The organism is Kosakonia oryzae (assembly GCF_001658025.2).
In the GTDB taxonomy this organism is placed as follows: Bacteria; Pseudomonadota; Gammaproteobacteria; order Enterobacterales; family Enterobacteriaceae; genus Kosakonia; species Kosakonia oryzae.
In genome coordinates, this window is record NZ_CP014007.2 from 3,561,350 (window position 1) to 3,584,430 (window position 23,081).

The 23,081-nt window shown below is 52.3% G+C and carries 23 protein-coding genes; 8 read left to right on the plus strand and 15 right to left on the minus strand.

Annotated elements, in window-relative coordinates:
- Positions 1–7: 7 nt before the first annotated feature.
- From potF to nfsA, 4 genes are all read right to left on the minus strand, one after another.
- Positions 8–1,120, minus strand: a complete 1,113-nt coding sequence (gene potF / locus AWR26_RS16975) for a spermidine/putrescine ABC transporter substrate-binding protein PotF (protein WP_007374089.1) — start codon at positions 1,118–1,120, stop codon at positions 8–10.
- Positions 1,121–1,471: 351 nt separating this feature from the next.
- Positions 1,472–1,957: a type III secretion system chaperone family protein gene (locus tag AWR26_RS16980; RefSeq protein WP_043954087.1), complete on the minus strand. Its 486-nt coding sequence runs from the start codon at positions 1,955–1,957 to the stop codon at positions 1,472–1,474.
- A gap of 84 nt (positions 1,958–2,041) precedes the next feature.
- Complete coding sequence (gene rimK, locus AWR26_RS16985; protein ID WP_043954088.1) at positions 2,042–2,944, minus strand: 30S ribosomal protein S6--L-glutamate ligase; 903 nt, start codon at positions 2,942–2,944, stop codon at positions 2,042–2,044.
- Positions 2,945–3,017: 73 nt separating this feature from the next.
- Positions 3,018–3,740 carry an oxygen-insensitive NADPH nitroreductase gene (gene nfsA / locus AWR26_RS16990; RefSeq protein WP_064567581.1) on the minus strand — a complete coding sequence of 241 codons (723 nt, stop codon included), beginning with the start codon at positions 3,738–3,740 and terminating at the stop codon, positions 3,018–3,020.
- Positions 3,741–3,917: 177 nt separating this feature from the next.
- On the opposite strand from nfsA, the gene AWR26_RS16995 reads away from it, so the two are divergent.
- The gene (locus AWR26_RS16995) at positions 3,918–4,181 is read left to right on the plus strand and encodes a GrxA family glutaredoxin (protein ID WP_007374085.1); all 264 of its coding nucleotides are present in this window, start codon (positions 3,918–3,920) and stop codon (positions 4,179–4,181) included.
- A gap of 33 nt (positions 4,182–4,214) precedes the next feature.
- Here the strand turns inward: AWR26_RS16995 and ybjM are convergent, their stop codons facing one another.
- Positions 4,215–4,574 carry an inner membrane protein YbjM gene (ybjM, locus tag AWR26_RS17000; protein WP_064567583.1) on the minus strand — a complete coding sequence of 120 codons (360 nt, stop codon included), beginning with the start codon at positions 4,572–4,574 and terminating at the stop codon, positions 4,215–4,217.
- Positions 4,575–4,848: 274 nt separating this feature from the next.
- On the opposite strand from ybjM, the gene AWR26_RS17005 reads away from it, so the two are divergent.
- The gene (locus AWR26_RS17005; protein ID WP_043954091.1) at positions 4,849–6,534 is read left to right on the plus strand and encodes an aspartate:alanine antiporter; all 1,686 of its coding nucleotides are present in this window, start codon (positions 4,849–4,851) and stop codon (positions 6,532–6,534) included.
- Positions 6,535–6,927: 393 nt separating this feature from the next.
- Here the strand turns inward: AWR26_RS17005 and AWR26_RS17010 are convergent, their stop codons facing one another.
- Both AWR26_RS17010 and AWR26_RS17015 read right to left on the minus strand, forming a co-directional pair.
- Positions 6,928–7,563: a hypothetical protein gene (locus tag AWR26_RS17010; RefSeq protein WP_139227859.1), complete on the minus strand. Its 636-nt coding sequence runs from the start codon at positions 7,561–7,563 to the stop codon at positions 6,928–6,930.
- 473 nt (positions 7,564–8,036) lie between these two features.
- Positions 8,037–9,029 carry an alpha/beta hydrolase gene (locus AWR26_RS17015; protein WP_082934112.1) on the minus strand — a complete coding sequence of 331 codons (993 nt, stop codon included), beginning with the start codon at positions 9,027–9,029 and terminating at the stop codon, positions 8,037–8,039.
- 265 nt (positions 9,030–9,294) lie between these two features.
- Between AWR26_RS17015 and AWR26_RS17020 the strand changes: the two genes are divergently transcribed.
- Positions 9,295–10,044, plus strand: coding sequence for a 2-phosphosulfolactate phosphatase (locus AWR26_RS17020; RefSeq protein ID WP_405055540.1), 750 nt, complete (start codon positions 9,295–9,297; stop codon positions 10,042–10,044).
- Here the strand turns inward: AWR26_RS17020 and AWR26_RS17025 are convergent.
- On the minus strand, positions 10,015–10,557 hold the full coding sequence (locus AWR26_RS17025; RefSeq protein WP_064567589.1) for a TetR/AcrR family transcriptional regulator: 543 nt from the start codon (positions 10,555–10,557) through the stop codon (positions 10,015–10,017). The two genes, AWR26_RS17020 and AWR26_RS17025, sit on opposite strands and share 30 nt — an antisense overlap.
- A gap of 80 nt (positions 10,558–10,637) precedes the next feature.
- Here AWR26_RS17025 and AWR26_RS17030 point away from each other — a divergent pair, with 80 nt between their 5' ends.
- The gene (locus AWR26_RS17030) at positions 10,638–11,840 is read left to right on the plus strand and encodes an MFS transporter (protein WP_064567591.1); all 1,203 of its coding nucleotides are present in this window, start codon (positions 10,638–10,640) and stop codon (positions 11,838–11,840) included.
- A gap of 23 nt (positions 11,841–11,863) precedes the next feature.
- Here the strand turns inward: AWR26_RS17030 and AWR26_RS17035 are convergent, their stop codons facing one another.
- Positions 11,864–13,096, minus strand: coding sequence for an MFS transporter (locus tag AWR26_RS17035; protein WP_064567593.1), 1,233 nt, complete (start codon positions 13,094–13,096; stop codon positions 11,864–11,866).
- A gap of 280 nt (positions 13,097–13,376) precedes the next feature.
- Between AWR26_RS17035 and ybjG the strand changes: the two genes are divergently transcribed.
- Both ybjG and deoR read left to right on the plus strand, forming a co-directional pair.
- On the plus strand, positions 13,377–13,985 hold the full coding sequence (ybjG, locus tag AWR26_RS17040) for an undecaprenyl-diphosphate phosphatase (protein WP_007374075.1): 609 nt from the start codon (positions 13,377–13,379) through the stop codon (positions 13,983–13,985).
- A 65-nt stretch (positions 13,986–14,050) separates the two neighbouring features.
- Complete coding sequence (deoR, locus tag AWR26_RS17045; RefSeq protein ID WP_064567594.1) at positions 14,051–14,809, plus strand: DNA-binding transcriptional repressor DeoR; 759 nt, start codon at positions 14,051–14,053, stop codon at positions 14,807–14,809.
- A 30-nt stretch (positions 14,810–14,839) separates the two neighbouring features.
- On the opposite strand, the gene dacC is transcribed toward deoR, so the two are convergent.
- A complete protein-coding gene (gene dacC / locus AWR26_RS17050; RefSeq protein ID WP_064567596.1) occupies positions 14,840–16,042 on the minus strand; it encodes a serine-type D-Ala-D-Ala carboxypeptidase in 1,203 nt (400 codons plus the stop codon).
- Between the two features lie 233 nt (positions 16,043–16,275).
- Between dacC and AWR26_RS17055 the strand changes: the two genes are divergently transcribed.
- The gene (locus tag AWR26_RS17055) at positions 16,276–16,905 is read left to right on the plus strand and encodes a glutathione S-transferase family protein (protein ID WP_064567598.1); all 630 of its coding nucleotides are present in this window, start codon (positions 16,276–16,278) and stop codon (positions 16,903–16,905) included.
- A 41-nt stretch (positions 16,906–16,946) separates the two neighbouring features.
- Here AWR26_RS17055 and AWR26_RS17060 read toward each other — a convergent pair whose 3' ends face one another.
- Positions 16,947–17,405: a hypothetical protein gene (locus AWR26_RS17060; RefSeq protein ID WP_244256200.1), complete on the minus strand. Its 459-nt coding sequence runs from the start codon at positions 17,403–17,405 to the stop codon at positions 16,947–16,949.
- Positions 17,406–17,591: 186 nt separating this feature from the next.
- Entirely contained in the window at positions 17,592–18,494 is a 903-nt protein-coding gene (locus tag AWR26_RS17065) for a LysR substrate-binding domain-containing protein (RefSeq protein ID WP_064567602.1), read from the minus strand.
- 819 nt (positions 18,495–19,313) lie between these two features.
- On the opposite strand from AWR26_RS17065, the gene AWR26_RS17070 reads away from it, so the two are divergent.
- The gene (locus AWR26_RS17070; RefSeq protein WP_007374068.1) at positions 19,314–20,219 is read left to right on the plus strand and encodes a flagellin N-terminal helical domain-containing protein; all 906 of its coding nucleotides are present in this window, start codon (positions 19,314–19,316) and stop codon (positions 20,217–20,219) included.
- Between the two features lie 307 nt (positions 20,220–20,526).
- Here AWR26_RS17070 and AWR26_RS17075 read toward each other — a convergent pair whose 3' ends face one another.
- The 3 genes from AWR26_RS17075 to AWR26_RS17085 all read right to left on the minus strand — a co-directional run bounded on the left by AWR26_RS17075 (position 20,527) and on the right by AWR26_RS17085 (position 23,017).
- Positions 20,527–21,144, minus strand: coding sequence for a protein phosphatase CheZ (locus AWR26_RS17075; RefSeq protein WP_064567603.1), 618 nt, complete (start codon positions 21,142–21,144; stop codon positions 20,527–20,529).
- Between the two features lie 238 nt (positions 21,145–21,382).
- Positions 21,383–22,489: a PQQ-dependent sugar dehydrogenase gene (locus AWR26_RS17080; protein ID WP_064567605.1), complete on the minus strand. Its 1,107-nt coding sequence runs from the start codon at positions 22,487–22,489 to the stop codon at positions 21,383–21,385.
- A gap of 144 nt (positions 22,490–22,633) precedes the next feature.
- A complete protein-coding gene (locus AWR26_RS17085) occupies positions 22,634–23,017 on the minus strand; it encodes a biofilm formation regulator BssR (protein WP_064567607.1) in 384 nt (127 codons plus the stop codon).
- Positions 23,018–23,081: the final 64 nt, after the last annotated feature.

Sequence of the window (23,081 nt, forward strand, 5' to 3'; positions counted from 1 at the left end):
AATTGATTTACTTGCCGCTTTTAACTTTAGTCCATGCGCGGGTTCTTACGCGGTCAATCTTCGGATCCTGGACTTTCAGCGTAAACAGCTTGGCGAAGACATCCGGCGGCGGGAAGATTGCCGGGTTGTTACGCACTTCTTCGCTGATCAGTGGAACAGAGGCTTTGTTGCCGTTCGCGTAGAACACATGATCGCTGATATGGGCAATCACATCCGGGCGCATCAGATAGTTAAGGAACTGATAAGCCTCATCTTTATTTTTCGCATCAGCAGGCATTGCGAAGACGTCAAAGAATGCCAGCGCCCCCTCTTTCGGAATGGTGTAGGTCACGTTGACGCCGTTTTTCGCTTCTTTCGCGCGGTTAGCGGCCTGCCATACGTCCCCTGCCCAACCAATCGCCACGCAGATGTCGCCGTTAGCCAGATCGTTGATGTATTGCGAAGAGTGGAAATAGCGGATATTCGGACGCAGCTTCAGCAGCAAATCCGTTGCCGGACCGGTGTAATCATCCGCTTTGTTGCTGTTCGGATCTTTGCCGAGGTAGTTCAGCACGGTGGCAAAAATCTCTTCCGGCGCATCGAGGAAAGAGACGCCGCAGCTTTTCAGTTTTTCCAGGTTTTCCGGCTTCAGCACCAGATCCCAACTGTTCACCGGCGCATCTTTGCCCAGGGCCGCTTTAACTTTATCGATGTTATAACCAATACCGGTGGTCGCCCACAGGTACGGCATGGCGTATTTGTTGCCCGGATCATGCTTGGCAACCATTTTCAGCACGTCCGGATCGAGGTTTTTCCAGTTTGGCAGCTTGCTCTTATCCAGCGGCTGGAACACGCCGGCAGCCAGCTGGCGCTCAAGGAAGCTTGCCGACGGCACCACCAGGTCGAAGCCGGTGCTGCCCGCCATTAGTTTGCCTTCCAGCACTTCGTTGGAGTCAAACACGTCATAAACGACTTTAATACCGGTTTCTTTTTCGAAATTTGCGACGGTGTCCGGCGCAATATAATCAGACCAGTTGTAAACATGCAGCGTCTTTTGCTCGGCTGCGAGCGTGCTGGCAGAGACAGCCATCAACGCACCCGCGACAAGACCTGATACCCATTTTTTGCTCAAGGCGGTCATATCTCATTCCTTCTGGAAAAGCCCGTTAACATACGAACCAAATGTACGCATTTTAAGGTATGCAAGAATCATGCATATTTTGTCACTCTGCACAGCTTCGGAGGAGAAAACTCTTCCGGCAGACACCGCATGCTGTTGTAAGCAGCGCAAGAATAACTGTAGCCAGGGTTTGAGGCTATAGGTCAGATTAAAAAACGCGGTTTATCAATTTTTTATGCAGGAAGTGTCTATGGGATAAGCCTTCACCGCCGGAATTGCGGTGAATAGTTCTTTAAAGAAAGGTTAAAAGCAGAATAAAAATATTTATTTTGCAGCCGCGCTGGCAGCGACTGCATGAATTGCGGCGAAGAGTCAGTGGAGAAAATTGCGCGTTGCGTCGCCCGCGATGGCCTCTTCCTCGCCTTCTGTCGCAAGAAACAGCAGCTGGTGCGCGTTGGCTTCCATAATCACCATGGAAATCTGCTCCTCGCTCTGGCGCATAAACCAGGCGAACTGCTCGAAAGTCACTCCCGGCCCAACGCATAAAGACTGGCATACCACCAGCTTAGGCAGATTATCATCCTGAATATCGAGAAACGCTTTTACGGTCAACGAACTGGCGTTAATGGCAGAGAGATCCGCTGACAGCGCCAGCAGCGCCGAAGGTTTAACTTCCGCCATCGCCGTAAACAGCATGATGTCATTAACCAGGTCGAGTTTCGCATCGAACACGCCATCAAAATTTTGCATATGCGGCAGGTGCAGGGCCTGACAGTTATCACACTCAAAAAAAGTGATGCCCAGTTCGTCGAGCCAGTGACGAAGCGTGTCCAGACCAGGAACGACGAGTGAATCCATAACGTAATACTCTCTTACTGAAAAAATTACCCATAGCTTACGCAAAAAGCACCGCAGGCACCATTAATAGCGCAGGGAAATGCTCTAGCCGCCTGTTTTCAGGCTAAATCCAGGCGTTGCCTGACGCTCAATCCACTGGATCATTCGCCCGGCGATATCGATGCCAGTAGCCTTTTCGATACCTTCCAGCCCCGGCGACGCGTTCACTTCCATCACCAGCGGCCCGCGACTGGCGCGCAGAATATCCACGCCCGCCACATCCAGCCCCAGCGTATGCGCAGCAGCCAGCGCAATTTCGCGTTCGCGCGGCGTGATGTTGGCGACGGTCGCCTGCCCGCCCCGATGCAGGTTGGAGCGAAAATCCCCCTCTTTCGCCCGGCGTTCAATGGCCGCAATCACTTCATTGCCGACAACAAGACAGCGGACATCGCACCCTTTGGCTTCGGCGATAAACTCCTGCACCAGGATATGCGCATTCAGGCCGCGAAACGCGTCAATCACGCTTTCTGCCGCCTGGCGGGTTTCCGCCAGCACCACGCCGATCCCCTGCGTGCCTTCCACCAGCTTTACCACCAGCGGCGCGCCGCCGACCATATCAATCAGATCGCTGGTGTCATCCGGCGAATGTGCAATACCGGTCACCGGTAAATCGATCCCCTGGCGCGCCAGCAGTTGCAGCGAGCGCAGTTTATCTCTGGCACGGGTAATGGCGACGGATTCATTGAGCGGGTAGCTGCCGAGAATTTCAAACTGGCGCAGCGCAGCCGTACCGTAAAAGGTAATGGCGGAGCCAATGCGCGGGATCACCGCATCAAAATGCGGGAGCTGACGGCCTTTATAGTGAATGGACGATGCCGCAGGGCTGATATTCATGTAACAGGAGAGTGGATCGAAAATTTCGACCAGATGGCCGCGCTGCGTAGCCGCTTCGCGCAGGCGTTTACATGAATAGAGCGTTCCGTCCCGGGACAATATGGCAATTCTCACCCTGCACCTCGCTAAAAAAGAGCCGTTAAAGCCCGCGTATCATACACGCAGCGAAGAGCAGGATGAACGGGAATTAGCGTGTTGCCCATCCCTGTTTATGCAAATAATCGAGAATAAAAGGACGATTCTCTTTAATCAGCGTGCGACGGATATGATCGCTCCACGTATCGCGGCGCGTATTGCTGCCACGCGTCAGATAGTAGTTAGCGATCTCTTCGTCATACTGCGCCAACGCATCACGATCCAACGGCTGATAATGGTTTTCATGCACCAGCAGCGACGCTGGCATCCGCGGTTTTAAACCCGGATCGTCCGCCGGCCAGCCAAGGCATAAGCCAAACAGCGGCAGCACATGTTTTGGCACCTGTAACAGTTCACCCACGGCTTCGATATTGTTACGAATCCCGCCGATATAAACACCGCCAAGCCCCAGAGATTCCGCCGCCGTAAAGGCGTTTTGCGCCATCAGCGCGGTATCAACCACACCCAGCAGCAGTTGTTCCGCAAGACCGGGTTTCGCTTCCGGGCTGATCTCAAAGTTACGATGGAAATCCGCGCAGAACACCCAGAACTCAGCCGCCTGAGCGACATGCTGCTGCCCGCCGGTCAAGGCCACCAGTTGTTCACGCATCGCCCTATCGGTTATGCGAATAATCGAGCTGCATTGTAAAAAGCTGGAACTGGAGGTCGCCTGTGCGCTGGCGATGATCGCTTCACGCTGTTCCTGGGTGACAGGTTGATCGGTAAAGTGGCGAATGGAACGATGGGCGCACAGCAAGTCAATCGTTGGTGTCATGATGAATAATCCCCGTATAAACAAGACCCCGAGTATAGGACAGAGATGCAGGATCGCTGTAAACCGAAATTGTCCTGAAAGGTTGCAGAGATTAATGCAACAGGCAGAACCTGCTTTCCATCAGGCCGGGGTTTAGTCATGATAGCGGCCATTAACCTTCAGGTTTAAGGAGAGAGTATGTTTGCTGTAATTTTTGGCCGCCCGGGCTGCCCGTACTGCGTGCGCGCAAAAGAGCTGGCAGAAAAACTGACCGCTGAACGTGATGATTTCAACTATCGCTATGTCGATATTCACGCGGAAGGGATTACGAAAGCCGATCTGGAAAAAACCGTCGGTAAACCGGTAGAAACCGTGCCGCAAATTTTCCTCGACCAGCAACACATTGGCGGCTGCACTGATTTCGAAGCTTACGCCAAACAACATTTCGGCCTGTTTGCATAACGATCCGACGCCCGCCCCCGCTTCCGGGGGCGTTTAATGCCTGAACACCCTGCCCACAAACAGACACGCCAGACCGCCAATCCCACACCAGAATACCGCGCTGAACAGCCAGGCCAGCTCCTGCCATACCGATCGCGACGGCAGCAGAAACAGATGAATCAGTAGATAGCAGAACGGCAGCGCCAGCAGCGCTCCCAGCAGTGCAATCACCACCCGGCGACGGCGAGCAACAAGGCCGCTGGCAATACCGGGCAATATAAAAAACAGCAAACCTGTTTCGGGTTTACCAGAACCGGGTAAATCCCCTTTCATGGTAACGACCAAAGAAAGGCATACCGCAATAAAGAGTAGAAAACTGCAAATAACACCGAGCCGACGTCGCCTGAGCTTCAAACAATCCTCCTGACTCTCTATCACATACCCGTTTGTTCAAAAGAATGTCCGGACAGATAAAGGGTGACGGCAATCCATACCTGAAATGGCCTGGCCGCAAACACGCGATTCTCACTAGCCGTTGTAATCTAATCCGATTAAACTATCGCCCTGTTTTTGTTTTGCGAAGAATGCATGGTGCAACACCGCTTTTTAATGCCAGCGTACGTTCAAAACACTAGCTCAAATAACCATTCCTTTCAACAACTTACAAGTAAACAAGAAGTTAGCCTCCGTGAATATAAACGTCGCAGATTTGTTAAACGGGAATTACATACTGTTATTGTTTGTCGTACTGGCGCTCGGCCTTTGTCTTGGTAAATTACGTCTGGGTTCGGTACAACTCGGTAATTCCATTGGCGTTTTAGTCGTTTCGTTATTATTAGGTCAGCAGCATTTCAGCATAAACACAGATGCATTAAATCTTGGCTTTATGCTGTTTATTTTTTGTGTGGGCGTTGAAGCTGGCCCCAACTTTTTTTCGATTTTTTTTCGCGACGGTAAGAATTATCTGATGCTCGCGCTGGTATTAGTTGGCAGCGCGCTATTAATTGCCTTAGGGCTGGGAAAATTGTTCGGCTGGGATATTGGCCTCACCGCCGGGATGCTGGCAGGTTCGATGACCTCAACCCCGGTCCTGGTTGGCGCTGGCGATACGCTGCGCCATGCCTCAATGGAGAGCGGCAATCTCGCCAGCGCGCTGGATAACCTCAGCCTTGGCTATGCATTAACCTACCTGATTGGCCTGGTCAGCCTGATTTTCGGCGCGCGTTATTTGCCGAAGCTGCAACACCAGGATCTGCAGACCAGCGCCCAACAGATCGCTCGCGAACGCGGCCTCGATACCGATGCCCATCGTAAAGTTTATCTGCCGGTGATCCGCGCTTACCGCGTCGGGCCGGAACTGGTGGCCTGGGCCGACGGCAAGAACCTGCGCGAGCTGGGGATCTATCGCCAGACCGGTTGTTATATCGAGCGTATTCGCCGCAACGGCATTCTCGCCAGCCCGGACGGTGACGCAGTGCTGCAAATGGGCGATGAGATCTCGTTGGTCGGTTACCCGGACGCGCATGCGCGCCTCGATCCCAGTTTCCGCAACGGTAAAGAGGTGTTCGATCGCGATCTGCTGGATATGCGCATCGTGACGGAAGAAGTTGTGGTGAAGAACCACAATGTGGTTGGCCGCCGTCTCGCACAGTTGAAACTGACCGATCACGGCTGCTTTCTTAACCGCGTGATCCGCAGCCAGATTGAGATGCCGATCGACGACAATATCGTGCTCAATAAAGGCGACGTGCTGCAAATCAGCGGCGATGCCCGCCGGGTGAAAACCATTGCTGACCGTATCGGCTTTATCTCGATTCACAGCCAGGTGACCGATCTGCTCGCCTTCTGCGCCTTCTTTATTGTTGGCCTGATGATCGGCATGATCACCTTCCAGTTCAGCTCGTTCAGTTTTGGCGTGGGTAATGCCGCCGGTCTGCTGTTCGCCGGTATCATGCTTGGCTTCTTGCGTGCGAACCACCCGACGTTCGGCTACATTCCGCAGGGTGCGCTGATGATGGTGAAAGAGTTTGGCCTGATGGTGTTTATGGCCGGTGTCGGCTTAAGCGCCGGTAGCGGCATTGGGCATGGTCTGGGCGTCGTCGGCGGGCAGATGCTGATCGCCGGGTTGATCGTAAGCCTCGTTCCGGTGCTGATCTGTTTCCTGTTCGGCGCTTACGTGCTGAAAATGAACCGCGCGCTGCTCTTTGGCGCGATGATGGGCGCACGTACCTGCGCGCCCGCCATGGAGATCATCAGCGATACCGCGCGCAGTAATATCCCGGCGCTGGGCTACGCCGGAACCTACGCGATCGCCAACGTGTTGTTAACCCTGGCGGGGACGCTGATCATCATCATCTGGCCGGGACTCGGATAACTCCGAAGCTGAAAAATATTTCAGTTATGCGCAGAACTTTTTTCTGGGGTGTCAGTCATAACTAGTGCCACTGCTTTTCTTTGATGTCCCCATTTTGTGGAGCCCATCAACCCCGCCATTTTGGTTCAAGGTTGATGGGTTTTTTGTTGCCCTGACTCTCTGGCTATAAAATTTCCCCTTCGTCAATCGGGCAGCTGAACGACGAGGTAACCCACTAATCCAACGATGCAAGCGCTTCGGTTTTACGATCTTAGCCTTCGCTAATTAGTAACAGCGCACCAACCGGGCCTTGTTTGGGGCATAAGCAAACGAAAAGAAACGTTGGGGCATCAATCGCCACGGTGATTAAGAGATGTTCTATCTCAGGCTATTGTAATTAAACGTATATCATGATTATCCATAACGATTGTGATTACGGGTGACGTCGGTCCGTCTGCTCTGCGGATAGATCAGTACGGGTTTAATCTCTATCATCTCGCTATTTAAAATTTGACCTTTATTATTTATTATATCAACCAGCCCTTGCAGTTGATTCCGTGTAAAAACTTCTTCATGCAAGCCGTAGGCCCATATTCTTCTTTGCGTTACATCAGCCAACTGCTGAGCAATGCTTTTCTGATAAATACTCCCGGCGGCCCCAGAAAAACAACAAATCAAATGTAATGGTGTTTTATCACTCGCCAAATCAAGTGAAAATCTACTCTTTAAATATTCATAAAACTCTACGGGGGATAATATCCGTTCTCTTTCTGCGATGTACGACACAGCGTCAAAATCGCCGACCCTTGGGTATAATTCAAGTCCATCAACAAATTTCATTTTCCCTTCAGGTGTACCATGGACCAATATTCCTGGCTGCCGGGTCCCCATAAAATTATTGGTATAGCCGCGGCGACAGATCTCTGAATTGTTACCCAACCCAACCTCCTGCAGATGGATTGACTTGTAAAACGATACTGGCCCAGCATTTTTAGGGTGCAAATTAATTTTACAACTTCTTTTTTTGCGGAATGGATTAAATAGTGCCATAAGGAAATCAACCTTGTATTATAAATATAAAATACATTTATATGAATAAAAACCGACAGTTCCACTATGGAAATTTAATATAAAACCCGCAAGACGGACAAACCAAATATATTTCATGACCAAAGCAGAACGCAGGCAGGATAATAACAAGCCATTAAAAACCTCGAACAACATGTTATCGTAATAAACTTACCACCCAATCAGGCACCTTGCAACTCAGGATGAAAAATCCGACAAAATATCACCTTAAATAAATATTATTAATATTACCCAATAAAAGCAGATATTTTTTAATTTTCTTACATCAGGATTCAATATAGTGCAGAAGAGTAACACTAATGACAAACAATGAAGCCTCAGAAAACATCGCGGACGGATACATGAAGGTACAAATACACATTGATGGATGTTATCGACTAAAAGCAATCGAAGGAACATACTCACCGCCGACTGCTTTTATTTCAGTAGTAGGGTTATAGATTATTGTCTTTGCCTGCTACCGTTTCACCCTCACCCTTCGCCGGTGCACCTAATGTCTGTTTGAACCACGCAACCACTGTATTAATCACCGCTGGCTGGAACCAGGAAATATCGCCATGTTCCGCGCCCTTAACCAGAATGTATTTCACCTTGTCATGTTTCTCTTTTAGCGCATTGTAAAGCTGCGCACTCTGCACCGGCGATACCAGCGTGTCGGCGCTGCCGTGCATGATAAGGAACGGTGGCTCATTACCGCTGATATGCCCCATCGGGCTGGCATTTAGCGCTTTTTGTTTATCGCTGGCGATGGTCGCGCCGGGGAAATTCCTGAACGCCGCGCCGTTCACCAACAGCGATTCGGTGACCGCCGGAGAGCGATGCACCTGCTGGATCTCTTCCGGGAATCCTTCGCCGATATTCAGCAAGTTTGAAATGCCATATAACGTCGCAACCGCCTGCACTGCCGACGATTGATCGGTGTTATCGCCGGTATCGAAGGTTTTTAGATTGTTGGTGGTGCCGAGCATCTGGGCCATCCAGCCACCAGCGGAATCCCCCAACACACCGATTCGTTGCGGATCGATGTTGTACTCCTTCGCATGCGCACGCAAATAGCGCACTGCGGCTTTACCATCTTCCAGCGGCGCCGGGAAAGTGTCCGGCACAACACGGTACTCCGCCGCGGCGACAACAAACCCCGCTTCCGCCAGCGCCATACGCATTTCAATAAATTTATCGTAATCGGCGGAAGTAAAACCGCCTCCGGGGAAGTAGACGATGGCTGGCTTCAGCGCGCTGGTGCGCGGAACCAGTAGCGACATGTTTAACTGGCGAACGGAACGCACATTCCGAATCTGGCTGTAAACGATATTGCTCAGTAAATCGATCTGCCCGCGGGATTTTTCAACATTAATAACCTCCGCGCCAGGCGTATTACCCGCCAGTTCATGGCTGGCAGCCAATGCCGAACCCGAAATACTCGCCATCAGAAACCACCCCGCTACCGTGAATCGACCTCGCATTATGCACCTCTCCATTCTCATTAAAAAAATAAGCGAGAGCGAGCAAAGCGGGAATGGTTGTCACAAACGTTACCAGCGATTTTTTTAACGTCAAACCCAATAAGCGGATGAAATTCATCTGAATTTTAGATGAATATCTGCAGTCCCTTTTACCGGGAAATCGCCAGTGGATTGTTTTTCATCGCGCTATTCTGCTTTATTACTGGACCACAACCCACAGAGGCCTCCCATGATGAGCAACACCTGGTTCAACCAAAGCCCGTTTGACGTGCGGCTGGAGTGGGGTTTAGCGGCGGCGGAACATCTGGCGCACGAAGCGGATTGCGTGGTGATTGTCGATGTGATGTCGTTTTCCACCTGCGTCAGCCTGGCAAATGATAACGACGCACTTATCTATCCATGGCCGTGGAAAGATGACAGCGCGCTGCGCTACGCCCAGGAAAATGGTGCCGATGTCGCCAGTTTCGAACGCACGTTCAGCGGCGAGCGCTATACGCTCTCACCGACTTCATTGCGCGATATTCCCGCCGGACACCGGCTGGTGCTGCCTTCACCGAACGGTTCGACGATCGCCTTCAAAGCGCGCGACTGCGGCGCGGCGGTATTTAGCGGCTGCTTCCGCAACCGGATCGCCACCGCGCAGGCCTGCGCTGGTTTTCAACGTATTTTGCTGATCCCGGCCGGAGAACGCTGGCCGGATGGTAGCCTGCGCCCGGCGGTAGAAGATTATCTGGCGGCGGGAGCGATTATTGCCGCCCTCGGCAAACGCCATCTGTCGCCGGAAGCGCAAGCCGCAGCCGCGGCATTTCGTGGAAGCAGCCTCGCTGATTTACATCACTGCGCCTCAGCAAGAGAGCTTCAGGAGAGAGGTTTTGCCGACGATGTCGCGCTGTGTCTGGCGCTGGATGTCAGCCGCCGCGCCTGCCGGTTGCAGGATAACGCATACCGCTCAGAGCCCGGCGATACGGCCAATCATTAGGCGGATCTCTTCGCGGCTCAGCGGCTGCCTGTCGGTCACAAAATGCAGCGTCATCCCTTCGATAAACGCATCCAGCGCACGCGCCGTGATCGGATCAAACCAGCGTTCAAGGGTGGCCTGGCTGGAGCGCATCCAGTTTTGCATCACGCTTTTCAGCACTGGCTGGCGGCTCATAAAGGCGTAAAGCTGGTACATCAGTTCCATGTTGCGCGCGGTAGTAACCTGCGCACCGTAGATCAGATCCGTGACCGCATCACAGGCCCGCGCCGGGCTGTCAACGCCGTCAAAGAAAGCGGCGTACTGTGCCGACATCTGCCCGGTAAAACGGCTGAATGCCTCTTCCAGCAGCGCGTCAATGCCGGAAAAGTAGTAGGTCATCGAGCCGAGCGGCACGTCCGCACAGCTGGCGATTTTGCGGTGGGTTACCGCCTGGATGCCGCATTCGGCGATAGTGTCCAGCGTCGCTTCAAGAATGCGGTCGCGCCGCTGCGGGTCATTCGGTCGTCGTGCCATAGATCCTCTCACTGATTTATGTACAAATGTACACTTCCTTGCTAGTGTTGTCTCACCTTTTCATTTTCCGACGAGAAGTTATGACCATAACTGCCTCCCGCAATGCCCTGCGCTACCGTCTATGGGCGCTGTTTACTTTCTTTTTTCTGCCCGGCTTACTGATGGCCTCCTGGGCAACGCGTACGCCTGCAATCCGCGATATTTTGTCCGTCTCGACGGCGGAAATGGGCGGCGTGCTGTTTGGCCTGTCGATCGGTTCGATGAGCGGCATTCTCTCTTCCGCGTGGCTGGTTAAACGCTTCGGCGCGCGCAAAGTGATCCGCGCCAGCATGTCCTTTTCGGTGCTCGGCATGATGATCCTCAGCCTCGCGTTGTGGCTCGCTTCACCGCTGCTGTTTGCCCTCGGGCTGGCCGTGTTCGGCGGCAGCCTCGGCGCGGGCGAAGTGGCGTTGAATATTGAAGGCGCGGTAGTTGAACGTGAAATGAATAAAACCGTACTGCCGATGATGCACGGTTTTTACAGCTTCGGCACGCTGGTCGGCGCGGGGATAGGCATGACGTTAACCGCGCTCGGCCTCACCGCCAATGTGCATATTCTGCTGGCGGCGCTGGTAGCGATTGTGCCGATTATCCTGGCGATTGCTGCGATTCCGGATGGTACCGGCAAAAACTCCGCAGAAGAGAATGCGCAGGGGAAGAAAGGAATCCCCTTCTGGCGCGATAGCCAATTGTTGCTGATTAGCGTGGTGGTGCTGGCGATGGCGTTTGCGGAAGGCTCCGCCAACGACTGGTTACCGCTGCTGATGGTGGACGGTCACGGTTTTAGCCCCACTTCCGGCTCACTGATCTACGCCGGTTTCACTCTCGGTATGACCGTTGGCCGTTTTACCGGCGGCTGGTTTATCGACCGCTACAGCCGCGTTGCGGTGGTTCGCGCCAGCGCATTAATGGGCGCGCTCGGGATTGGTTTGATTATCTTTGTCGACAGCGCCTGGGTGGCTGGCGTGTCGGTGATTTTGTGGGGGCTTGGCGCGTCGCTTGGCTTCCCGCTGACCATCTCAGCCGCCAGCGATACCGGCCCGGACGCCCCTACCCGCGTTAGCGTGGTGGCGACTACCGGTTACCTGGCCTTTCTCGTCGGCCCGCCGCTGCTCGGTTTTCTCGGCGAGCACTACGGCCTGCGCAGCGCCATGTTGGTGGTCCTTAGCCTGGTGTTGATCGCCGCGCTGGTCGCTCGCGCCGTGGCAAAACCGTCCCCGGAAGCACAAGCGGAAACCTGTTAACCACAAGGCGGCGCGCTGCCGCCTTAACCTTCCAGCGAATTCCCCACGCGTTTATCGCGCAGAAACACCACCATCAGGCCGATCCACAACACGCCATTTGCCAGGTTGAAGAGGCTGAACAGACCGTTGCCGCCCGCCAGCCAGGCATGCTTGCTGATTTCGATCCCGACGGTAAAGATGAACATCTGCAACATGCCCATCGCCGCTGACACCGTGCCCTTACTCATCTCGCTGGCGAACAGCGTCAGCCGCACCAGCCCGGCATTCGCCAGCCCAATGCCAAAAGCGTAGAGGCTCAACCCGGCCGTCATCCACAAATAAGCATGCGAAGAGACCAGCGTCGCGACGGCCGCCAGCAGCAAACCAGCAGCAATCGGCCAGCCGCCCATAATGATCAGCGCCCGTACGGTGCGCCGCGATGTCAGACGCGCCAGCGCCAGGTTACCGAAAATCAACGCGCCGAAAACCGGCACCTGCAACAGCCCGTACTGATAGCTGCTGAGTTGCTCACCGCTAATGATGATGATCGGCGACTGGGCGATCCACGCCAGTAACGGCAGGCTGACAAACCCCGTCGCCAGCGCACCAGCGACAAAACGCAGGTTTTTCATGACTTCTGCATAATCGCGCCACAACGCTTTCAGCGAGAGTGGCTCGCCAAGGCGGGTCGCCGTTTCCGGCATCGCCTTTTGCAGACCAAAAAAGGAGAACGCCGCCAGCACCGCGAACAGCACAAACATCCCCTGCCATGGCGCGGCGTGCACCCAGGCCGCCCCCACCAGCGGGCCAAGCAGCGGCGCAATCAGCGCCACGTTGGCCATCAGCGCAGTGATTTTGATACACACGGCCTCTTCAAAAGATTCCTGAATCGCGGCGTAGCCCACTGCGCCAATAAAGCACAGGCTGATGCCCTGTAAAAAACGCAGCAGCGTGAACTGTTCGATATCTTGCGCCAGCAGCGTGGCAAGGCAGGTCAAAATGAACCACACCACGCCGGTCAGCATCACCGGACGGCGGCCAATGCGATCCGACAACGGCCCCAGTAACCACTGTAAAAACATGCCGCCCGCTAAGTAAGCGGTCATGGACGTTGGCACCCATTCGATCCCGGCGTTGTACTGCTCCACCACTGCCAGCATGCCGGGTTGGATCATGTCATTGCCGATATAGGTCGAGAATTCGTAAAGCACCAGGCAGAGGGGAAAGAGTAGCGCCCGTCGTCCCAGACGTTGGCCAGATAAGGAATGGTTTTGCATGCTGTCTCTTCATCTATGAAAAATCGCGCAGAGTGTAATAAAAGCCGTCCGGCTGTGATAGCGAATTTATAGCCATTGCCTAAATTTAGCGCTTTTCGGCTAATTGCTAATTAAGGTTTTCTTAATCGCCTGGGCGTAGCGTGCGCATTATTACAGTTTTGTTTAAGAATCGTCTAACTCTCCTGGGAGTAAGATAAAACCCCTTTACCGTTTGCCGACGCACTTTTAAGGTGGGCGCTTTCGCGCAAATGTGGTCGTTTAATCAAAGAGTAACAAACTTATGTTAGAGAGCCTCAACTACACGCTGTTCTACTGGATTAACGCAACGCCCGACTCCCCCCACTGGTTAATTGCGCTGGCCGAATTTAGCGCCAGCGATCTCATCAGTATTGTGCCGCTGCTGGCGGTAGGGCTTTGGCTGTGGGGTCCGCGCCATCAGGTTAGCGCCCAGCGCCAACTGGTAATTAAAGTGTCGATGGCGATCGTAGTCAGCATGTGCATCTCACTGTTATTAGGCCACTTCTTGCCGCACGATCGTCCCTTTGCCGATCATGTCGGCTATAACTTCCTGCCGCATGCGCCGGACAGTTCTTTCCCGAGCGACCACGGTACGGTCATCTTTACCTTTGCCGTGGCCTTCCTCGCCTGGCACCGCCTGTGGTCGGGCGCCGTGCTGATGGCGGTTGGTCTGACGATCGCCTGGTCCCGCGTCTATCTTGGCGTCCACTGGCCGCTGGACATGTTCGGCGCGCTGTTGGTCGGTATCAGCGGCTGCCTGAGCGCGCAAATCCTGTGGCAGGGTTTTGGTCCGACGCTCTATCGAATCATTCAGCAGATTTATCGCTTCTGCTTTGCAACGCTGATTCGCCGCGGCTGGGTACGTGACTAAGCCCAGCGCCAAAGGTAAGATGAACGCCCTGCTCAATGCAGGGCTTTCTTTTATTCAGGGGAAATATGGAAACAAGACGTGACGAACGGATTAGCCAGCTACTGACGGCGCTCAGGCACAGTGACAAGCTGCATCTGAAAGAGGCGGCAACGCTGCTTGGCGTTTCAGAGATGACCATTCGCCGCGATCTCAGCGCCAACAGCGCTCCGGTGGTTCTGCTGGGCGGTTATATCGTGCTGGAGCCGCGCGCGGCCAGCCATTATCTGTTAAGCGATCAAAAAACCCGGCTGGTTGAAGAGAAACGCCGCGCCGCAAAGCAGGCTGCCGCGCTGTTGCGCGCGCATCAGATGGCCTTCTTCGATTGCGGCACCACCATGCCGTGGGTGATTGACGCCATTCCTGACGATTTGCCGTTTATCGGCGTTTGCTACTCCCTGAATACTTTTCTGGCGTTACAGGAAAAACCGCAGTGCCGCGCGATCCTCTGCGGCGGCGAATTTCATGCCAGCAACGCGATTTTCAAACCGCTGAATTTTAATGAGACGCTGAAAAATCTGTGCCCGGATATCGCCTTCTATTCGGCGGCAGGCGTGCATGTGCAGCAGGGCGCGACCTGTTTTAACCTTGAAGAGTTGCCGGTGAAACACTGGGCGATGGAGAGTGCGCAATACCATGTGCTGGTGGTGGATCACAGCAAATTCGGTAAAGTGCGTCCGGCCTGCATGGGCGCACTCAGCCAGTTTGATGTGATTGCCAGCGACTGCTGTCCCGATGACAGCCTGGTGCAGTTCGCAAAACAGCAGCAAATCACATTGATGTACTGACCGTGCCCGCCGGGGCACGGCCTGTTAACGTCAGGAGAACCAGCCGCCAAACCACTGGTGGAATTTCAGCAGAACAAAATCCCACATCCGGCCAATAAACCCGGCCTCTTGCACCGCTTCCATCACCACCAGCGGACGCTGTTCAATGGTTTTACCGTTCAGTTGAAAATCGATCGTCCCCACCACCTGGCCTTTGCTCAGCGGCGCCTGCAGTTCCGGCTGCGTCAGCGTGTAGCTCGCTTTCAAATTATTAAGCTGCCCTTTCGGGATAGTGATCGAGCCCGCCTCACCCGCGCCGAGCTTCGCTTCGCTGCTGTCGCCAAACCAGACGCGCTGAGTGACAAAAGTGGCATCAGGTTTGATTGGCGTCACGGTATCGAAGAAGCGGAAACCCCAGTTGAGCAGTTTCTCGGACTCATTAAAGCGGATGCGGTCGGTTTTCGCGCCCAGCACCACCGAGATCAGGCGCATATCGCCCTGCGTCGCGGAGGCCACCAGGTTATAACCGGCACCGTCGGTCGTGCCGGTTTTCATGCCGTCCACGTTCATACTGGTGTTCCACAGCAGCCGGTTACGGTTCGGCTGGCGGATCTTATTAAAGGTGAACTCTTTTTCTTTATGAATGGCGTACTCATCGGGCACATCATGAATTAAGGCTCTGCCGAGCAGCGCCATATCGCGCGCGGTACTGAACTGGCCCGGCGCATCCAGCCCGTGTACGGTTTTAAAAGTAGTATTGGTCAGCCCCAGTTTTTGCGAATAGCTGTTCATCAGGCTGACGAATGAATCCTGGCTCCCGGCAACGTAGTCGGCAATGGCGATGCTGGCATCGTTGCCGGACTGAATAATGACCCCTTTATTCAAATCCGCTACCGACACCTGATCGCCCGGTTTCAGGAACATCAGCGAGGAACCGCGCAGTACCGGGTTGCCGGTCGCCCAGGCATCTTTACCAACGGTTACCGTATCGGTGAGATGAATTTTTCCGGCTTTCAGCGCCTGGCCCACCACGTAGCTGGTCATCAGTTTGGTGAGGCTGGCGGGATCGAGTTTCTCGTCGGCATTACCTTCCGCCAGCACTTTGCCGCTGGCGTAATCCATCAGGATCCATGCGCGTGCGTCAACCGGCGGCGCGGCCGGGTTTTGTTCAACCGCATAGAGAGAAGGAGAAAAGAGAAATAACAGCGCGGAGCCCGCAGCCAGGCTGCGAAGGGATAAAGAGAAATGCGTCATAGATGGCCACCCGAGTATCCATTCAAACAAACGTCACAACACGTGCCGCAACAAACGGTGAGTAATAGCGCACAAACGGAGCGAAAAAAACCGTCGGTGAGTAAAGTTATTAAAGTTTATGCAATAACAGGGTGTTGCGCTCACTTTGTGCGATCTTTTTCTAAGTCGTTGCCAGAACGTTAACTTTCCCCCACCATGAATCCCAGACCGAGATCCACTTCAAGGGGGTAAAAATGATAACGCTATGGGGCAGGAATAACTCAACTAATGTCAAAAAAGTTCGCTGGCTGCTGGAAGAACTGGAGTTGCCGTACGAACAGATTCTGGCGGGCGGGCAATTCGGCCTGAATCACGATGCCGAATATCTGGCGATGAACCCGAACGGGCTGGTGCCACTGCTGCGCGACGATGAAACCGGCGTTGTGCTGTGGGAATCAAACACCATCGTGCGTTATCTTGCCGCCCAATACGGTCAGGGCCGCCTGTGGATTGACGCTCCCGCTGCGCGTGCAGAAGGGGAGAAGTGGATGGACTGGACGATTGGCACCCTGGCGCCGAGATACTCCCAGGTGATGATTGGACTGGTGCGCACGCCCCCAGAGCAGCGGGATAACGCCGTCATTGCTGCCGCAATACAAGCGCTCGAAGGCATGCTGGATATTCTCGATAACGCGCTGGCAAAACAGAGCTGGTTTTCCGGCGAAGTCTTTGGTTGCGGAGACATTACCGTTGGTCCGTTTATCTACAACTTGTTTGCTATTCCCGACTTAAGCTGGGCGCCACGCGCCAATCTGCAACGCTGGTACGCACAATTGTGTGAACGTCCGGGGTTCCGCACAACCGTGATGATTCCGGTAACCTGATACCCGACGTTACCGGGCAGGGAAGCCCGGTAAATCGCGCCCTACTCCTCGCCGCCTTCGTCATCGGCAAACAGCACTTCATCTTCTTTGAACAGGTTGCTCTCCTCCCATTCGATCTCCTCGCTGGCATAATGCACCGGATCAATGCCGCAGCACTCTTCCAGCACTTCTTCGGCTTCATCCAGCAACGCAATCGCATCCTGCCAGCAGACCGTGATGTCCGCAGCGGTAAGATCGCCATTATCAATCGCCTCAAGTTTCGCTATCGCCAACTCAATATTATGTAAACTCTCCAGCACCAGGCTCACTTCTTCGCCGAGCCCCATACCAGAAATAGCAGCAGCATGATCATCACTCAATGCGTCATCGAATTCATCGCCCGCGTTATCCGACAACGCAGATGTTCTGGCAACGGCCAAAAATAACTGTGCACGTTTTTTGAGAAAACTTGCTCGTTCTAACGAAAGATCAAACTGTTCAGTGACTACAATATCCATCATCTCAATCTCACAAAGTGATATACAAAACTCATGGCGGTAGCTGAATATTTTTCTGCCTGCGATATGAAAGTGTGCTGAAAAGAGAGCAGCATTGCTGAGAAACAAACGCTATGCAGTTTTTAAACGTTTGCATCTCAACATGTTGATCGTCAAATTTAAACGCACGTCGGTGCGCAGAAATAAGCGCTACATTCCCTGGCGTGCAGGGCAAAGCCGGGCGCTGATCCTGCCAGCGACATCGTTGCCAAAACTGTAATATTTTTCTTTCATGATATCGCCCTCACGCATCATCAAAAATACTTTGCGGGATAAGTTATTATCCTTGATATTGATATATTTGATGCTATTTTGCTCATTTCCGAGCGTTGACAGTTTCGGAAAGAAGGAGACATTATCGGAATTTCTCACCATATATCTGATGGTTTCCAGGTCGTTTGAAATACTGCGCGCATGATTGAGAATCTCCTCACTACCTGGTTCAAGCTGTAAATGTTCTGGCATCGACTTGGTCATAATGAGTTTATGCTTCTTCAAATCTTTGAGTTCAATAGCTTCATAGCTGGATAACGGATGGCTGATATTCACCCCCAGAACAAATTGCTCTTCATAAAGCTGGGCTTCGAGGAAACGGTCGTTATCAATCGGGCCAATCAGCAAACCCAGTTGCAATTGCCCTTTATCCAGCATGCTCAATAAATTATCTTCATTAACCTCATGCAATTTGATTTCATTATCGGGAAATTTCTCTTTAAATACGCTAAATAAATCTTCATGAATGTAGGAACCCAGCGTTGGGGTAATGCCGATATTAATAACGCCAACCGGCTGAAAACGTAGCCAGCGCGCCATTTCCTGAAGGTTATGAACTTCACGGAGAATATTTTCGATCAGCGGCAACAGATGCAAGCCGGTTGGCGACAGGCTAAAGCCTTTACCTTTGCGGTGCAGCAGAGGAATGCCTAACTCCTCCTCCAGCTTCTTGATTTGTATGCTGAGGGTCGGTTGTGAAACATCACAGGCCTCGGCAGCTTTCTGGAAATTCATATGTTGCACCAACGCTACAAAATATTCCAAATCCTGGGTTCTCATATTGTCAACTCTCCCGTGCGTAGAAAAAATAAAGAACAAAACACTACAGAGCATAAGGTTTTTTATGTTTCCAGCGACACAAACAACCTGCCGATGGCATTTAAGTAAATTCTTATGCGTAATTTAATTTAAGGACCTAAAAAGCACTTATCATCAATTATTTGTTTTATACACAGAGCTAAATTTACACGTATCAATAATCGCTGTCAGAAGTAAAAACTTTAATCGGTAATTTATATCGTCAAAAACACCATAGAATGTAACGATGTTGAAATAGAAAATTTGCTTTTAGTGGTGTTTTTATGACTACTATTTCACCTGTTTTATAATCATGGCATTAACGCGCTGTAAGAACGAAGAAAACTTACCCGCAGATTTCTTTTAAGCGGAGAATTATGCCAGCAGTACACATATTCAAATATCAGACTATCAGCATCGAACAGTTAAGCAAAGCTAATTTATGGTCTGTTTTCCGCTCCCTGCATAAACACACAATAAAATCATCACCGTTGCTTAATTGATCATTAAGCAACACTACATTAAATTAGACGCAGACTAACCAATATTTCATCCTTAGGAAAAATTATAATTACAATGGCCTATAGAAGATCTGCAAATAGAATTAACCGTTGTCAGCATTAATATATGCACATTACCTATTAGCTATAAAATCATTATGTTGGACGATGGTATTTATAAAATAAAAATATTCTCCATTTAAATTTAAAGTTTTATTAATCCCATCCGATATGATTGAAGCCCGGCAATATTATCAGGGCATCGCTAATAGATTAATTCTATATTTCTGGAGAAATAAAAATGGCTGTTATTAATACCAACACCTTGTCTTTAACGACCCAAAATAACCTGAGCAAATCTCAATCTTCATTAGGCACTTCCATTGAGCGCCTGTCATCCGGTCTGCGTATTAATAGCGCAAAAGATGATGCTGCTGGTCAGGCAATTGCAAACCGCTTTACATCAAATATTAATGGCCTGTCTGTTGCCGCACGTAACGCCAATGACGGGATCTCACTGGCGCAAACCACTGAAGGCGCACTGAGCGAAGTCAACAACAACCTGCAACGTATTCGTGACCTGACTGTACAGGCGCAAAACGGTTCAAACTCCGCATCTGACGTTGACTCCATTCAGGCTGAAGTCAACCAGCGCATGGAAGAGATCAACCGCATCACCACTCAGACCGACTTCAACGGTCTGAAAGTGCTGAACACCGGTTCCGGCGACAGCGTGTATAACTTCCAGGTTGGCGCGAAAGATGGCGAAACCATCAGCATTACCGTCAGCAGCAGCGATGCCTTCAACCTCTACAGCACCACCGGCGCAACGGCTTCCACCACCGGGCAAATTGTCAACGGCAGCGCGCGTGCCACTGACGCGCACGGCTTCGATGTATTGCAGGGCGTGGTTGATGCTACCGGTGGCACAAACGGCAACCCGCTGGCGGATCTGGATACCGCCATCAAAGCGGTGGACAGCGAGCGCAGCCTGCTGGGTGCTTCCCAAAACCGTTTTGAATCCACCATCTCCAACCTGAATAACACCACCAACAACCTCTCTGCCGCGCGCAGCCGTATTCAGGATTCCGATTACGCGACGGAAGTGTCCAACATGTCGCGCGCACAGATCCTGCAACAGGCCGGCAGCTCGGTACTGGCGCAGGCGAACCAGGTACCGCAAACCATGTTGTCGCTGCTGCGTTAAGCAGGCTAAGGTCCGTTACCCTCCTTCATAGCGGATCGTTTTAAACGTTATTTCAGGTAATACATCCCCGCTTTGCCATGAGGGCGGGTGATGCCGCATAACTGTCTATTGAGAAATATTTTTATCCCGCAATGTTAGATGGCATTGCGGGATTTTTTTCGCCTGTTTTATTTTCCCCGGCGCACAGCATTATTATCCTGTGGAAATAAAAAAGGATGCAATGAACCATTGCATCCAGAATAAATAACAGCAAGTAAAACAGCTTTTACATCACTTGAGGGTTTTCACAGTGCAGCACAATTACCGATTACAGACCAAGGCTATCCAGTAATTCATCAATATCATCTTGCCTTGAGGATTCAGGCAAATGTGCGGCGTGTTCTTTCTCTCTGGTCAGCGCCGCCCGGCTTTCCTGCGGTACGCTGTCTAATAAGACCGCGAGGAATTGTTTTTCTAAATTCTCCAGCAGCGCCATCATGCGCACAATAATGCGCGCGGTGGTATCCGGAAAATCCTGCGCCAGCATAATATCGCGCAGAGATTTTTTAGTCGCCTCGGTACAAAGCGGCACCGCGTCAAGCCAGCCGCGCGTTGCGCGGGCAAGCGCCATCATACTGTCGATACCCTCACTCTCTTTAACGCCATCCCATTGCAACAGTAGCTGGCTGGCTTCTTTGCTGAGCCGCTCCTGCAACGGCTGCGTCTGCTCAATCAAATTAAGCGTTTTGCCGGAGGCCTGCGCCGTCAAATCGACAACATATTGCAAACGGCTTCGCGCATCAGGAATAGCGTGGGCGATTTCAGCAATAGTAATATCATGCCCCAGCTCACGCAGGCTGGTTCTTAACATCCGGGTCACATTGCCAATGCGGGCAATCAATTCATAAATATCGGTTGCCGCATGCGGAACAGCATGCACATTCATTATTACCTCTCCTTTACGCCATCTTTTCTCAGATATTCAGTTATCGGCAATTTATCCGCACACTTAAATAAAAGACGCCAGATAGCCAACCACTATATAAATAGAAAAAGACGTAAAGATTTATTTTAATAAATATAAAAGGCAGGAATTATAGAATACTGAAATATAGTTATTGTCTTGCAGCATTAATACCGCGCTTTTACCGGAAAACAGTAAAAGGGGAATGAATTCCCCTTCTTCAGGAAGCCGGATGCACTTTCCACAGCTCGCCGTCCGATGCATCCGTCAGCACGTAAAGATAACCATCCGGCCCGACGCGCACATCGCGGATACGCTGTTTACGATCGGTAAGAATGCGGCCATCTTCCGTGACTTTGTCGCCATTAACGCTCATCACGATGACATCTTCATCTTTAAGCGCGCCAATAAAGAGTTTGTTTTTCCACTGCGGGAACGTGTCGGCGTTATAGAATGCCATGCCGCTTATTGCCGGGGATTTCTGCCAGTAGAAGATCGGCTGTTCGGTACCAGGTACAATCTGCCCTTTCGCCTCGGGAATTTTCAGCCCGCTGTAGTTAATGCCCCAGGTGGCAATCGGCCAGCCGTAATTTTTGCCTTTTTGCGCAATATTAATTTCATCACCGCCGCGCGGCCCGTGCTCGTGCCACCACAGCGCGTGGCTCCACGGATTTATCGCCATTCCTTGCGGGTTACGAATGCCGTATGACCAGATCTCCGGACGGGCATCTTTGCGCCCGACAAACGGATTGTCATCCGGTACTTTCCCCTGATCGGTCAGCCGTACCAGTTTGCCCTGCAATTTATCCACATCCTGCGCCGTCGGGCGCTGGTTATTCTCGCCCAGCGCAATCCACAGATAGCCTTTGCCGTCAAACACCAGCCGACCGCCAAAGTGGTTGCCGGTTGAGAGTTTCGGCTGCTGGCGGAACACCGTCTGAAAGGCTTCCAGACGGGTGAAATCCTCGCTCAGGCGGCCATACCCGACTGCTGTACCGGCTTTACCCTCTTTGTCCGCTTCCGCATAGCTTAGCCACACCCGGCGCGACTGGGTAAAATCAGGCGCCAGTACCACATCCAGCAAGCCGCCCTGCCCGTGCGCCCACACTTTCGGCACGCCGCTTATCGGGTCGGAAAGCCCCTTATCGGCCTGCCACAAACGCAGTTGCCCGCCGCGCAACGTGATTAACATGCCGTGGTTGTCGGGCAAAAATGCCAGCGACCAGGGGTGATCAAGTTTGCGTTGCAGAACATCAACCTTCACCGCCGCAGGCTCAGCCAATGCCGGGACGGCAAGAAACAGCAGCAACAGGGGAAGACGGCGCATCGGATTCTCCTTTAGTCAGCAGCTTTGCAGAGTAAGTAAAGGGTAGACCGGGGCGCAGAAATGAAACGCAGGTTTACAGAATTTATACATTCGGCATGAAAGAAAACGGGCAGATAAGAAGGGGGAGTTCCCTCCCCCTTGCGCTTAGGCCTCTTCGAGCGGTGAATGCTCGGTAAGGTAGAGAATGGCGTGATCAAGCACATTCAGTGAACGTTCGAGTTTGTCGGCATTCACGGAAATATACATTGGGCAATCCTGTCGCCCACTCATCAGGCAAACCGCCGCTGAAGAGAGAGCCTCTTCGGCGCGGTACAACGCCCCCCGCGATTCGCGATCCGGCATTTCATTCAGCCGCTCCCCTTTGTCACGAATCTCAAGCGCCATGGCAAACAGACGTTCACGCAGACGATCGTTTTCGCTGACCGACATATAACCTTTTGCCTTCCTCATCTGGGTGTAGGCCGCAAGGTCCGCTCTGGCAGCAGTCAACTTCGTCAACAAGCGACGAACAAGTTCATCAAAGCTCATACCTATTTCCTCCCTTGTCAGCCAATGGGGTAAGTTAATAGTATGGCTGCTATTTGCACAAAAT

Excerpts from the sequence above, each read along its gene's own strand:
- AWR26_RS17070 (WP_007374068.1), top strand. The coding sequence starts at position 19,314 with ATGGCTGTTATTAATACCAACACCTTGTCTTTAACGACCCAAAATAAC.
- AWR26_RS17085 (WP_064567607.1), bottom strand. The coding sequence starts at position 23,017 with ATGAGCTTTGATGAACTTGTTCGTCGCTTGTTGACGAAGTTGACTGCT.
- AWR26_RS17020 (WP_405055540.1), top strand. The coding sequence starts at position 9,295 with ATGATGAGCAACACCTGGTTCAACCAAAGCCCGTTTGACGTGCGGCTG.
- AWR26_RS17030 (WP_064567591.1), top strand. The coding sequence starts at position 10,638 with ATGACCATAACTGCCTCCCGCAATGCCCTGCGCTACCGTCTATGGGCG.
- dacC (WP_064567596.1), bottom strand. The coding sequence starts at position 16,042 with ATGACGCATTTCTCTTTATCCCTTCGCAGCCTGGCTGCGGGCTCCGCG.
- AWR26_RS17015 (WP_082934112.1), bottom strand. The coding sequence starts at position 9,029 with ATGGCGAGTATTTCGGGTTCGGCATTGGCTGCCAGCCATGAACTGGCG.
- AWR26_RS16980 (WP_043954087.1), bottom strand. The coding sequence starts at position 1,957 with ATGGATTCACTCGTCGTTCCTGGTCTGGACACGCTTCGTCACTGGCTC.
- potF (WP_007374089.1), bottom strand. The coding sequence starts at position 1,120 with ATGACCGCCTTGAGCAAAAAATGGGTATCAGGTCTTGTCGCGGGTGCG.
- AWR26_RS17055 (WP_064567598.1), top strand. The coding sequence starts at position 16,276 with ATGATAACGCTATGGGGCAGGAATAACTCAACTAATGTCAAAAAAGTT.
- AWR26_RS17025 (WP_064567589.1), bottom strand. The coding sequence starts at position 10,557 with ATGGCACGACGACCGAATGACCCGCAGCGGCGCGACCGCATTCTTGAA.
- AWR26_RS17035 (WP_064567593.1), bottom strand. The coding sequence starts at position 13,096 with ATGCAAAACCATTCCTTATCTGGCCAACGTCTGGGACGACGGGCGCTA.
- ybjG (WP_007374075.1), top strand. The coding sequence starts at position 13,377 with ATGTTAGAGAGCCTCAACTACACGCTGTTCTACTGGATTAACGCAACG.
- deoR (WP_064567594.1), top strand. The coding sequence starts at position 14,051 with ATGGAAACAAGACGTGACGAACGGATTAGCCAGCTACTGACGGCGCTC.
- AWR26_RS16995 (WP_007374085.1), top strand. The coding sequence starts at position 3,918 with ATGTTTGCTGTAATTTTTGGCCGCCCGGGCTGCCCGTACTGCGTGCGC.
- AWR26_RS17065 (WP_064567602.1), bottom strand. The coding sequence starts at position 18,494 with ATGAGAACCCAGGATTTGGAATATTTTGTAGCGTTGGTGCAACATATG.
- AWR26_RS17010 (WP_139227859.1), bottom strand. The coding sequence starts at position 7,563 with ATGGCACTATTTAATCCATTCCGCAAAAAAAGAAGTTGTAAAATTAAT.
- AWR26_RS17060 (WP_244256200.1), bottom strand. The coding sequence starts at position 17,405 with ATGATGGATATTGTAGTCACTGAACAGTTTGATCTTTCGTTAGAACGA.
- AWR26_RS17075 (WP_064567603.1), bottom strand. The coding sequence starts at position 21,144 with ATGAATGTGCATGCTGTTCCGCATGCGGCAACCGATATTTATGAATTG.
- nfsA (WP_064567581.1), bottom strand. The coding sequence starts at position 3,740 with ATGACACCAACGATTGACTTGCTGTGCGCCCATCGTTCCATTCGCCAC.
- AWR26_RS17080 (WP_064567605.1), bottom strand. The coding sequence starts at position 22,489 with ATGCGCCGTCTTCCCCTGTTGCTGCTGTTTCTTGCCGTCCCGGCATTG.